Annotated in this window: 11 protein-coding genes; 9 read left to right on the forward strand and 2 right to left on the reverse strand. The window is 59.2% G+C overall.

The window, feature by feature from the left end; all coding sequences use genetic code 11:
- The 8 genes from V0R60_RS08585 (at nt 1) to V0R60_RS08620 (ending at nt 8,604) form a co-directional block, all read left to right on the forward strand.
- A complete protein-coding gene (locus V0R60_RS08585; protein ID WP_330079148.1) occupies nt 1–969 on the forward strand; it encodes a sulfate/molybdate ABC transporter ATP-binding protein in 969 nt (322 codons plus the stop codon).
- Nucleotides 970–1,321: 352 nt separating this feature from the next.
- Nucleotides 1,322–3,664, forward strand: coding sequence for a TonB-dependent receptor (locus tag V0R60_RS08590; RefSeq protein ID WP_330079149.1), 2,343 nt, complete (start codon nt 1,322–1,324; stop codon nt 3,662–3,664).
- A gap of 244 nt (nt 3,665–3,908) precedes the next feature.
- Nucleotides 3,909–4,703 carry an energy transducer TonB gene (locus V0R60_RS08595; protein ID WP_136473975.1) on the forward strand — a complete coding sequence of 265 codons (795 nt, stop codon included), beginning with the start codon at nt 3,909–3,911 and terminating at the stop codon, nt 4,701–4,703.
- 27 nt (nt 4,704–4,730) lie between these two features.
- Nucleotides 4,731–5,453: a MotA/TolQ/ExbB proton channel family protein gene (locus V0R60_RS08600; RefSeq protein ID WP_136473976.1), complete on the forward strand. Its 723-nt coding sequence runs from the start codon at nt 4,731–4,733 to the stop codon at nt 5,451–5,453.
- A 1-nt stretch (nt 5,454) separates the two neighbouring features.
- The gene (locus V0R60_RS08605) at nt 5,455–5,856 is read left to right on the forward strand and encodes an ExbD/TolR family protein (RefSeq protein ID WP_136473977.1); all 402 of its coding nucleotides are present in this window, start codon (nt 5,455–5,457) and stop codon (nt 5,854–5,856) included.
- A gap of 200 nt (nt 5,857–6,056) precedes the next feature.
- A complete protein-coding gene (locus V0R60_RS08610; protein WP_136473978.1) occupies nt 6,057–6,638 on the forward strand; it encodes an alpha/beta hydrolase in 582 nt (193 codons plus the stop codon).
- A 64-nt stretch (nt 6,639–6,702) separates the two neighbouring features.
- Nucleotides 6,703–7,644: a sigma 54-interacting transcriptional regulator gene (locus tag V0R60_RS08615; protein WP_136473979.1), complete on the forward strand. Its 942-nt coding sequence runs from the start codon at nt 6,703–6,705 to the stop codon at nt 7,642–7,644.
- Between the two features lie 174 nt (nt 7,645–7,818).
- Complete coding sequence (locus V0R60_RS08620; protein ID WP_136473980.1) at nt 7,819–8,604, forward strand: MetQ/NlpA family ABC transporter substrate-binding protein; 786 nt, start codon at nt 7,819–7,821, stop codon at nt 8,602–8,604.
- A gap of 144 nt (nt 8,605–8,748) precedes the next feature.
- On the opposite strand, the gene V0R60_RS08625 is transcribed toward V0R60_RS08620, so the two are convergent.
- Nucleotides 8,749–11,118 (reverse strand): penicillin acylase family protein, encoded by a 2,370-nt coding sequence (locus V0R60_RS08625; RefSeq protein WP_330079150.1) that lies wholly within the window; start codon nt 11,116–11,118, stop codon nt 8,749–8,751.
- Nucleotides 11,119–11,202: 84 nt separating this feature from the next.
- On the opposite strand from V0R60_RS08625, the gene V0R60_RS08630 reads away from it, so the two are divergent.
- On the forward strand, nt 11,203–11,751 hold the full coding sequence (locus tag V0R60_RS08630) for a sugar O-acetyltransferase (protein WP_136473982.1): 549 nt from the start codon (nt 11,203–11,205) through the stop codon (nt 11,749–11,751).
- Here V0R60_RS08630 and V0R60_RS08635 read toward each other — a convergent pair.
- Nucleotides 11,748–12,317, reverse strand: a complete 570-nt coding sequence (locus V0R60_RS08635; protein WP_330079151.1) for a DUF6436 domain-containing protein — start codon at nt 12,315–12,317, stop codon at nt 11,748–11,750. The two genes, V0R60_RS08630 and V0R60_RS08635, sit on opposite strands and share 4 nt — an antisense overlap.
- Nucleotides 12,318–12,396: the final 79 nt, after the last annotated feature.

Consider the following 12,396-nt stretch of genomic DNA (forward strand, 5'->3'; position numbering starts at 1 on the left):
ATGTCGATCGAAGTTCGTAATGTCAGCAAGCGCTTCAACGCTTTCCAGGCCCTGGACAGCATCAACCTGGATATCCACAGTGGCGAGCTGGTGGCGTTGCTTGGTCCTTCGGGCTGCGGCAAAACCACGTTGCTGCGGATCATCGCCGGGCTGGAAACCCCGGATCAGGGCAGCATCGTGTTCCATGGTGAAGATGTCTCCGGGCACGACGTGCGAGATCGTAATGTCGGCTTCGTGTTCCAGCATTACGCGTTGTTCCGCCACATGAGCGTGTTCGACAACGTTGCTTTTGGTCTGCGCATGAAGCCCAAGGGGGAGCGTCCGAGCGAGAGCAAAATTGCCGAGAAGGTTCACGAGTTGCTGAACATGGTCCAGTTGGACTGGCTCAGCGATCGTTACCCTGAACAGCTTTCCGGTGGCCAGCGCCAACGTATCGCCCTGGCACGCGCGCTGGCGGTAGAGCCCAAAGTACTGCTGCTCGACGAACCTTTCGGTGCGCTCGACGCCAAGGTACGTAAAGAGCTGCGCCGCTGGCTGGCGCGCCTGCACGAAGACATCAACCTGACCTCAGTGTTCGTGACCCACGACCAGGAAGAGGCCATGGAAGTCGCCGACCGTATCGTGGTGATGAACAAGGGTGTAATCGAACAGATCGGTTCACCGGGTGATGTCTACGAGAACCCGGCCAGTGATTTCGTTTATCACTTCCTTGGTGATTCCAACCGCTTGCACCTGAGTGAAGGCAACCACGTTTTGTTCCGGCCCCACGAAGTGTCGCTGTCGCGCCATGAAGTCGAAGGTCATCACGCAGCTGAAGTGCGTGATATCCGCCCATTGGGCGCAACGACTCGGGTGACGTTGAAAGTCGAAGGGCAGAGCGAGCTGATCGAAGCCGAGGTGGTCAAGGATCATGACAGCCTGAGTGGCTTGGCGCGTGGCGAGACGTTGTTCTTCAAGCCTAAGGTCTAGCAGAAAGTCGCCAACATCTAACACCCTCTCTGCGAGAAATATACAGGAGCTGGTCTTGCCAGCGATCCAGACACCGCGCACCTGAAACTGCGCGGATCTGATCGCCAGCAAGGCTGGCTCCTGCGTCTTTTCTGCGCGACAAAACCTTCCTGTTTAGACACTCGACGCCTCGGTCTTCGAGCGCGTTCGTGCGCCTGTCTGCCATGCATTTTGCACATGAAAAATATCGGCCAAAGGCATTTGCCCCGCCCGTGTCGGACTCCTTATAAAGGCACTCTCTTATTCGAAATAACTATTTAAATCCATAAGTAAATAGCTGTCAGGAATATACATTTCTGGCCAGGAGCCGCCCATGAGCCCGTCCCATCGCCTTGTACCGCTTTCGTCACGACGGCTTCAGCACCTGCCCCTTGCACTGCTGCTGGCCAGTAGCGCGCACTGGTTGCCGGCCCAGGCCGCCGAGACGCAAACCACCGCCGTGAAAGCCAGTGACAGCCAGCTCCAGACTGTTACCGTAACCGCCCGGCGCCGCGAAGAAAGCGCCCAGGACGTGCCGACACCCATGAGTGTTCTCGACGGCCAGGCGTTGGAAAGCCAGCGTGTCTACCGTATTCAGGATTTGCAGCAACTGGTGCCGAGCGTCAACGTCGCCTACATGCATGCTCGCCAGTCCAGCGTGTCGATTCGCGGCCTGGGCAACAATCCTGCAAGCGATGGCCTGGAAGGCAGCGTGGGCCTGTACCTGGACAACGTTTACCTCGGTCGCCCGGGCATGGCGGTGTTCGACCTCATGGACATCGAGCAGCTTGAGGTACTGCGGGGCCCACAAGGCACCTTGTTCGGCAAGAACACCACCGCGGGGGTCATCAACATCAGTACTCGTGCACCCAGCTTCACGCCTGAGCGCAGCATCGAAACTTCGGTGGGCGAGGATGGTTACTTCCAGACCAAGGGCACCTTGTCCGGGCCATTGAGTGATGAGCTGGCCGGACGAATCTCGGCTTACCGCACCCGCAGCGATGGCGACATCAAGAACGAATATGACGGCCACACTCTCAATGGCGGCTCACGCCAGGGCTTTCGTGGTCAGTTGCTGTACAAGCCCAACGAGCAGTTCAACCTGCGCTGGATTGGCGATTACAACGAAGAAGACTCCAGTGCCGGCACCCGCTTGCTGTACAGCACCGGGCCGACCATCAATGGCGTCAACCGTTACGAAACGCGGGCCAAGGCGGCAGGTGCAACGCTGATCGACGGCAGCAAGCGCAAGGTCAACCTCGACAGTGACCAGCAGGTAACCGTGTTCCAGGGCGGCACTTCCTTGGAAGCCAACTGGACCCTGGACAACGACTTCACCCTGACCTCGGTCAGTTCCTACCGTTGGTGGGATTTCACCCCGCGCAACGACGAAGGCCTGAATGTGCCTGCCGCTTACAACTCCGGGGTGTCCGTTCGCGACAAGCAGTACTCGCAGGAATTTCGCCTGGCGTCGCCCACCGGCGGCTTCTTCGACTATGTACTGGGCGCGTATTACTTCGGCTCCGATCTGGATAACAACTCCTTTGTCTATTACGGGCCGCAAGCCGACATCTGGAACGGTACCCCGGCAGGTGCCCTGGCCAATGTCACCACCCTCGGCAAGGGACATATCAAGACCGGCAGCTTTGCCTTGTTCGCTCAGGGCACCTGGCACCTTACCGAGCGCCTGGACTTTACCGCTGGCGTACGTGGCACGTACGAAGAAAAAAGCGCCTGGGTCAATCGTGACGCACCTGTGGGTGGCGCTGATGTGAGCGGTGCGGCGGCAGCTGCCCGCCAGGGCCGGGTGGGTGCTTATAACTCGGGCGATCTCAACCAGTACAGCTCAAGCCCATCGGGGCTGTTGAACCTGAGTTATCGCTTTACCGAGGATCTTCTCGGCTACGCCACCTTGTCCCATGGCGAGAAGTCCGGTGGGGTCAACCTGGCGGTAGCGACCGCGCCGGTGGCAGGCGCCGATTCGCTGCTGGTCGGTACCGAGCGCGCCAACAATGCCGAGCTCGGCCTCAAGAGCACCCTCTGGGATCGCCGCCTGCAACTTAACGCCAACCTGTTCTGGACCGAGGTACATGGCTACCAGACCAACGCCTACGACGAAGCCAACCGCGTGCAATACCTGACCAACGCAGGCTCGGTGCGCTCGCGGGGGGTAGAAGTGGAAAGTACCTTGGTACCGATTCGTGGCCTGACGCTGAACCTGAACGGCTCCTACAACGATGTTCGGTACCTCTCCTACAAGGACGCTCCATGCGCGCCGGAGGTCGCCCTGCAGCCAGGCGCTCCTGCCGCCTGTGATTTGTCCGGCCATCAGGTAGTCGGCGCCTCGAAGTGGATCGGCAATGCCAACGGCCAGTACCAGTGGGACCTGGATAACGGCCTGCAGCCCTACGTCACTGCCAGCTATGCATTCCGCTCCAAGGCAGTGGGCACGGTCGAGGACTCCGATTTCGCGCAGATTCCCAGCTACGCCGTCGTCAATTTCTCTACCGGTTTGCGTGGCGACGTCGGTCAGGGGCAGTGGGATGTTTCGCTGTGGCTGAAAAACGCCTTTGACAAGACTTACTACACCACCCTCTGGAGCGCTGCCAATGGCGGTTATGAGGGCTTGGCGGGTACACCGAGAACCCTTGGGGTGACCGGACGCTACGACTTCTGAGCACGTTTTCCGATGCCTGCCGCGAATACTTTCAATGCGTGGCAGGCATGACCCAATCGATGGCTAAGGCAAAGCCTTGAACGGCGGGGCGTTGGGGTAAGTAGTACATTCATATATGCATTTTAAGTCTAATTATTTAAATAAAAGTTACTTTAAGAAATAAGCATTGGGCAGTGATGATTCGCCCAACGAAGGCAGTCGAGCTGCCATCGGTGAAACACACAGAGATTCCAGGAGCTGATCAATGGGTAATGTCCAGACCGCCGCCACGCTTGATGTGCTTTGGCGCCAGACGCCAAGCGGCGAGCTGGTCGACCTCGGCCGACCACACCGTGTACCTCTGGCTTACCAGCGTTTGCAGCGGCCGCCAAAAAGCACCTTGGGTCGTCGAGAAAAAGTGCTCTTGGGCGTTTTTGCTCTGGCGCTGCACGGCGCAGTGGCCTATTGGCTCAGCCAGGCACCTACGCCGGAGCTGCCCGTGGTGCCGCCGGAAATTCCGCCGATGACCATCGAGTTTTCGCAACCGGCGCCGCCTGTGGCCGAGCCACCACCGCCTGCGCCTGCGCAACCGGTGGTGGAGCCACCGCCACCAGTGGTCGATGAGCAGGCGACCAAACCTGCACCTAAGCCGGTGCCTAAACCCAAGCCCAAGCCGGTTGTTAAACCTCAACCCAAGCCTGCACCCACGCCTGCACCGAAGGCCGTCGAGCAACCGCCCGCGCCGCCACAACCGCCAGCACCACCGGCACCTGCACCGGTGACGCCGGCCTCAGCCAACGCGGGTTACTTGAAGAATCCGGCACCGGAATATCCGCCACTGGCGCACCGACGGGGTTGGGAAGGCACGGTTCTATTGCGGGTGCATGTGCTGGCCAGCGGCAAGCCCGGGGACATTCAACTGCAAAAAAGCAGCGGTCGCCAGCAGCTCGACGAGGCGGCATTGCAAGCGGTCAAACGCTGGAGTTTTGTTCCGGCCAAGCAGGGGGACGTGGCCCTCGATGGCTGGGTGAGCGTGCCCATCGAATTCAAGATCCACTAATTCGCGCTAATAGAGAGAGTATTGATCATGACGTTATTGGCATCCCCCCTCGAATCCATCGAAAGCGCGGTGATCTGGCTGCTGGTGGGCTTTTCTGTCGTCACTTGGGCCCTGGCCCTGGTCAAGGGCGTGCAGTTTGTACGCTTGAAAAACCAGGACAAGCGCTTTCACAAGCAATTCTGGGCCGCTTCCAGCCTGGACGCGGCGGCAGAGCTGAGTGAAAACCAGCCCGGCGCCGCCGCTCGAGTAGCACAGGCAGGCTACGCGGCGATTGCCGTTGGTGAGCCTGGTCAAGCCAGTGACTTGAGCCAGGCCATCAACCATCAGGACCGTCTGGAGCGTGCCTTGCGCCAGCAGATCGTGCGTGAGCGACGCTCCCTGGAAACTGGCCTGGCCGTGGTCGCCAGTATCGGCAGCACCTCACCGTTCATCGGCCTGTTCGGGACGGTGTGGGGCATCATGGAAGCACTGAAGGGTATCAGCGCGGCAGGCTCTGCCAGCCTCGAAACCGTTGCCGGTCCGATTGGTGCGGCGCTGGTCGCCACGGGTGTGGGCATCGCCGTCGCCGTTCCGGCCGTGCTGGTTTACAACTACTTTCTGCGCCGCTTGAAGCTCACCGCTGCCGATCTCGATGACTTCGCCCATGACTTCTACAGCCTGGCGCAGAAGAGCGCTTTCCGGGTTCTGGTTCACCCAGCCGCCTACAAGCCAGCCAACGCCAGCCCGCAAAAAGTGAAGGAGGCCTCCTGATATGGCTTTCTCAACCCAGGACAGTGACGAAGTACTCAGTGAGATTAACGTAACGCCGCTGGTAGACGTGATGCTGGTGTTGCTGGTGGTGTTTATCGTAACCGCGCCACTGCTCACCAACGCCATTCCCATCAACCTGCCAAAAACCGAGGCGGTGGCCCCGGTCGAACAGAAGGACCCGTTGGTGGTGAGTATCGATGGCGCAGGCAAGTTGTTCATCAACAAGGACGAAACTCAGCCGGACCTACTGGAAATCAGTCTGCAGACCGCCAAGGCCAAAGATCCGGAGCTGCGCGTGCAACTGCAGGCAGACGACGGCGTGAACTATGGCGAAGTGGCGCGAGCCATGGCCTCGATCGAACGTGCGGGCATCACCAAGCTGTCGGTGATCACTGCCCGCTAAGCAACATATTTCAGGCAAGTCTTCAGGGGCCATTCCTCGGCAGGGGATGGTCTCTTTTTTTTAGCTATACGCTTCGAGGGGCAAAAGTAGGGTTATACGTATGATTTTGGTTATTAATAAATAGCTTCTTATTCCTTTACTGATATAACCACGGCCCTATACTTAGCCTCAAGCAAGCGAAACCCTGCAGGAGGCGCCCCATGCGCAACACCTCTATCCGTTACCTGATTGTGCCGGGCTGGCAAGGATCGCCAGAAGACCATTGGCAGAGTCACTGGCAGCAGGTCCTGCCCAACAGTGCGCGGGTCGAGCAGCACGACTGGTTTACTCCGCAGCGTCAGGATTGGGTTGCTGCACTTGAGCACGCCGTGGCCGCGGAGGATTCGCCGGTCATTCTGATTGCCCATAGCTTGGGCTGCATCACGGTTGCGCATTGGGCCGCACAGGCCAGCGTCAGCTTGCTGCGTCGGGTGCGCGGGGCGTTGTTGGTAGCACCAGCGGATGTCGAGCGTCCGACCTGTGCACCGGCGTTGCGCAACTTTGCACCGATTTCGCAGCAGGTATTGCCGTTTCCAAGCCAGGTGGTCAGTTCCGACAACGACCCGGCAATCAGCGCCCCGCGAGCGATGCAGTTAGCGCGTGCCTGGGGCGCCGAAGTTGGCTTTCTTGCTGGCGCCGGGCATATCAATGTGAAGTCCGGGCACCGTCGCTGGGCGCAGGGTTTTGCCTATCTGTATCGCCTGCAGAATCGCCTGGAGCAGCACGCGCTGCGCCGCGCCTGATTCGCGCCCTGTCATTTCTCCAGATTCAACGCCCGGCCCCAGATGCTGACGGCGGGAGCTTGCCATGAGTAGTCACGACACCTTCGGTCAGCCGCTGCTGACCTTTCCCGAGTTGGACAAAAGCCCGCTGAGCATTCGCGCCAAGGCGCTGGTGTTTGTCGATCAGCGTTCGCGGCAATTGCGTGAGGAGCTTGAACGGCTCGCGCCATTGGCGCTACCCGTGCTGATTCGCGGCGAGACGGGCACTGGCAAGGAGTTGTTGGCCCGGCAGATTCACCGTGCCAGTGATCGGGGCGGCTTGTTCGTATCGGTCAGTTGTGCGGCGATCAGCCCGACCTATGCCGATGCCGAGCTGTTCGGTTACACCGCCGGCACCCATGGCGGTACGGCCAGCAGCAGGGCTGGATGGTTTGGCTCGGCCAACGGCGGCACCTTGTACCTGGACGAAATAGCCGATTTGCCGCTAGCGATTCAGACCAAGCTCCTCGCCGCCCTGGAAAACCGCGAAGTTACCCGCGTGGGTGCCCAGCAACCGAACCCTGTGGATGTACGTCTGGTGGCTGCGTCGAGCATCGATCTGGATGAAGCGGTCAGTGCTGGCAAGTTTCATGACCGTCTGTATCACTATTTGCGCGAGGGCCATCTGGAGCTGCCGGCGCTGCGTGAGCGAGTCGGCGATATTCTGCCGCTGGCGGAGTACTTCGTGGGCATCTACAGCCCGCGGCTGAACCTTGCGGTGCCGTTGATCAGCGAAGCGGCCCAGCGCGTGCTGGAGTTGCACAGCTGGCCCGGCAACACCCGGGAGCTGGAAAACGTCATTCACTTCGCCTTGCTGGTGCACAGTGGCGAGGAGATTTTGCCGCAACACCTGAACCTGCCAACGCCGCTGCAAACCCTGGCCAGCCAGCTCGACCAATTGTGCAATCGAGCGCTGGCAGGTGAGCGCCATGCCTTGCAGACCTTGCTGGAGCAGGCGTTGTCGCGATTAACCAACGGTGCGGTGTAAGTCTTGCCGAGCAAACATGCTCGATCAATGCTTATTTGGAATAAGCGCTGAATTAAAAGATATTGTTCTGGTATAAAAATTATCGGTATTGTCCGCATCACGCCAGCTATCAAAATACTGGCAACCTATTTTTTGCCGTCGAACGATGGCGCTGTATTCGAATAAGGACTGCGCATGAAAAAGGCTCTGTTGTTCACTGCTCTGGCGGCCGCTCTGTCGGTTGCAGGTTTTGCCCATGCTGGCGAAAAACTGGTGGTCGCTGCTACCCCTGTACCGCATGCCGAGATCCTTGAGCTGATCAAACCGACCCTGGCAAAAGAAGGTGTCGACCTTGAGATCAAGGTATTCACCGACTACGTGCAGCCAAACGTTCAAGTTGATCAGAAGCGCCTGGACGCCAACTACTTCCAGACCTTGCCCTACCTGAAGAACTTCAACGAAGGTAAAGGCACGCACCTGGAAACAGTGATCGGCGTTCATGTCGAACCTTTCGGTGGTTACTCGAAGAAGGTCAAGAGCCTGAGCGAGTTGAAGGACGGCGCCACGGTTGCCATTCCTAACGAAGGCAGCAACAGTGGCCGCGCCCTGCTGCTGTTGCAAAAGGCTGGCCTGATCACCTTGAAAGATCCAAAGAATGCCTTGGCAACGCCAAAAGACATCGCTGAGAACCCGAAGAAGCTGAAGTTCCGCGAACTTGAGTCGGCCATGCTGCCGCGGGTACTGGATCAGGTCGACCTGGACATGATCAACACCAACTATGCGCTGGAAGCTGGCCTGAACCCTGCCAAGGACGCGCTGGTAATTGAAGGTGCCGACTCGCCATACGTGAACTTCCTGGTAGCGCGTCCGGACAACAAGGACAGCGATGCCATCCAGAAACTGGCCAAGGCGTTGACCAGCCCGGAAGTGAAAACCTTCATCGAGAAGAAGTACAGCGGCGCGGTATTGCCGGCGTTCTGATTGCCATCCGAGCCAACGACTGGACCTTCTCTATGAAAGCGGGCTTGCTCCGCAGTGCGGTGTGATTGACACGCTGCGATCGAGTTGGCGTTGCATGGTATGTAAACCGAGGCCCTATTGATCGGACCTCGGTTTTTCCATGTTCTATTTACCGGGCAACAACCGCAAGGTGCTCTGCGCCGGAATCACCCCCGTCTGCGCCTTGTGGTATTTCCCTGCAATATAGTCCTTGGCTTGATCGGCATAGTGCGGGTCGAACAACACGCCGCTTTGTCCGACCGGGTTGATGGTCAGTGCTTGACCTACATCGGCGAAGTCGATCAGGCGCCGAGTCGAGGGGCCATAGGTGACTGGCCAGGGCGCTGGGCCTATTTTAGCCGAAAGGTTGTTCGGCACTTCATGGCTGCCCGGTGCGGCAAAGGGGCCGACGTTGAACAGCAGGTTCAGCGGTTTCTGCGAGCCTAGCGGGTGATTGTGGGTCAAGGTGTGCGCTTTGCCCCATTGCCAATTGGCCGAGTCCTGACCAAGCGTTTCGCGCAGATGCGCAAGGCTCGCCTGCCATGCCCGTTTCACTGTCGTGGTGCGATCGCCATGCTCGCTGCTGCCATGTTGCCCCCACCAGGGCGATTGAGCGTCTGCGGCAAGGCGTGGCATGGCCGCATCAATGACGCGAGTGTTAATCATGGTCTGGAACCAGGCATCACCGAGTTCGTCACGCAGGGCTGCGTAAGCCAGGTCGTAGAGGAACTGGTTGAATAAGGTGGCACTGACCGAATCCAGCGGATAATCGCCATTCCAGCTCGCCAACTGCTCGACCAACTCCTTCTCCTGCTCGCCAGAGGCTATTTCGCGCAAGGTGCCCAACAGCGGCGCCAAGGTACGTCGTCCGTAGTCGGTAGAGGTATCGAGCTGCAGCGCTTGGCTGTTCTGTGTATCCCACTTGGTCAGTGGATCCGCCAGATGGCGGTCCAGTTGTTGACCGCGGTCGGGCATGTTGTAGTAACCCGGAATCGGCATGGCCGCAGGTGGCTGATAGTTGGCCGAGACGATATAGCCGCTAGTTGGGTTTTCCTGCTGCGGGTTGGCGCTGAAGGGATAGAAACCGAGCTTGTCAGCCTCTGGTGTACTGCCGTCAAGAATGAACGCCGGGTTGACGCCATCCGGGCGAATCGGAAGCTGCGCTGCTGCCCACCATCCAATGTCGCCTAGGGCGTTGGCCCAAACCAGATTGAGTCCGGGGGCTTGAACCTTTGTTGCGGCGGCGCGCATCTTGTCCAGTGTGTCGGCGCGGTTGATCTGGTAAAAGCCGTCGAGCAGCGGATTCTCGCTTTCGAGGAACGCCCACCACATGGCAATCGGCGTGGGTCCGGCATTTTCGCCTAGCACATTGTTGACGATGGGACCGTGGGGCGAGCGGCGTAACGTGATGGTTACCGGATCTTCACCCTTTACCGCGATTTGCTCATGGGTGACGGCCAGGGTCTGCCACTGACCATTGATACGCACCTGATCGGGGTTGGCCGGGTTGACCTGTTCTGCGATCAGGTCGACATCGTCGTTCTGGAACATGGTCAGGCTCCAACCGAATTCACGGTTGTGTCCCAACAACGCGAAGGGGTTGAGCGCCTGGTGATAACCGTAAAGATTGAAGCCGGGTGCCGACAGTTCGGCTTCATACCAGACTGCGGGCACAGCAAAGCTGATATGCGGATCGCCAGCCAGCAACGGCCTGCCACTGCGGGTACGGCTGCCGGATACAGCCCAGGCGTTGCTGCCCTCGTACTGGGGAATACCTGCTTCGCTCAGGGCTTGCTGACTGACCCGAGCCAACTGCTCCAGACTTTTCCAGTCGGCAGCGGCCAGCGGTGGGCGGTTGTGCAGAGCACCTTCGGGATTCCAGTCGAGGTCGAAGATTTTCAGGTACTCGCCACCCAATTGGTCGCGCACGAAGGTCAACGCCGGTTCAGTACGGAAAGCCGCCGCAAAGCTGTAGGCCAAATACCCGGCAATACTGACGGTGTCCTGGGCGGTGAAGGGGCGTGGGGAAATGCCTAGTACATCGAATTCCATGGGTTTCGGGTGACTGGCCTGCCAAGCGTTGACGCCGTCGAGGTAGGCCTGCAGGGCGAGCCAGGCAGGTGCTTGTTTGTCCTGGCGCTCGACATAGCGTTCGGCTTGTTCGCGAATGCGCAAGCTACGGAACAGCGTGTCGGTGGGCAGTAGTTTGCTGCCGAGCACTTCGGCCAGCTCGCCACGCGCAAGGCGGCGGATGATTTCCATCTGGAACAGCCGATCCTGAGCATGCACGTAACCCAGGGCGCGATACATGTCGATTTCGTTGGCGGCCTGGATGTGGGGTACGCCTCGGGTGTCGTAACGTACACTGACAGGAGCTTGAAGGCTGGCCAGAGTCGCCTGGCCATCGCGCTGCGGCAGCTTGCCGTGTACATACCAGTAACCACCACCGGCTGCCGCGGCAATGACCACAGCGAGAACAGTCAGGCTGCGTTTCATCAGAACTCCTTGTACTTTTTAGCGGATTTTGTGGTCCGATCATCGGGGTAAACCTGGACAGAAGATAGCCCGAAAGGAGGCAAGATGAAGCTCAGCGAAAAACAGAAGATGCTCACCGGTCAGCTCTATCACGCAAATTGTCCAGAGCTGCAGGCCGAACAGGTTGCCAACAAGCACTGGATGCAGCGCTACAACACCAGCGTCGATCTACTCAACGAACAGCGCCATGCATTGTTGGAGGAGCATTTCAACGTGGTCGGCGAAGGTGTGGTGATTCGTCCACCGTTCTATTGCGACTACGGCTACAACATCAGTATTGGCAGTAACGTGTTCATGAACTTCAACTGTGTTGTGCTCGACGTTTGCCCGATCAGCATCGGTGATGATTGCCAGATTGGTCCGGCAGTGCAGATCTATGCCGCCGATCACCCACTAGACCCCAAGGTCCGCCGTAGCGGCCTGGAGAGTGGGCGTGCGGTGAAGATCGGCAACAATGTGTGGATTGGTGGCGGGGCGATCATCCTGCCCGGGGTGACTGTCGGCGACAACGCTGTGATCGGTGCGGGTAGCGTGGTGACGCGCGATGTACCCGCCAGGGCAACGGTGGTGGGTAACCCGGCGCGCTTGCGCTAATTGCTCCACGGGCAGTAGCAACCCACCGCCAGGGTATGGGTGGCGCTGACCGCCCGGCCTTGGCTCAAGGCCAGCAGAATCGGCTCGATGAAACTGTTGCTCGAATTGCAGGTGGCCCCCTCGCTGTACGGGCCAAAATAGGCAAGGTTGCCCTGGCGGTCCCAGATAGCAACGGCGGGGCTGGCAGGCAAGTGCTCGGCTCCAGGCAGTGCTGCTAGTGGCTTGAGTGCACTCAGTGTGCTCGGTAACTGTCCACGACTGCCGGGCTTCTGCACCGCATAGAATTCCACACCCTGCGCCGCAAAGTGCTCGATCAATTCGGCCAGGTGCTGCTGGTTACCGACGTTGCACGGGCAGGACGGGTCCCAGAAATGCACCAGGCGGATTGCGCCAGGCCCGGCGATGGCCGGGGGTAGCTGCAGGCGGTCGCCAGAAAACAGTGCGGTGTGGTTGTCGAAGGTGCGCAGGTAGCGACTCTGGAAGTTGTCGTAGGCCCACCACAAACCAGCGGCGCAGATCGCCGCGATTATCAGGCTGAGCAGTGTGCGTTTTCGGGCGGCGCGCATGAGGGCAGGTTCCATAAGAAGTCGCCTAGCTTGCCATGCCGCTGGCGACAGCTGAATATCACAGGTCAATATCCCGCTT

Source organism: Pseudomonas auratipiscis, assembly GCF_036324085.1.
Classification (GTDB): domain Bacteria; phylum Pseudomonadota; class Gammaproteobacteria; order Pseudomonadales; family Pseudomonadaceae; genus Aquipseudomonas; species Aquipseudomonas auratipiscis.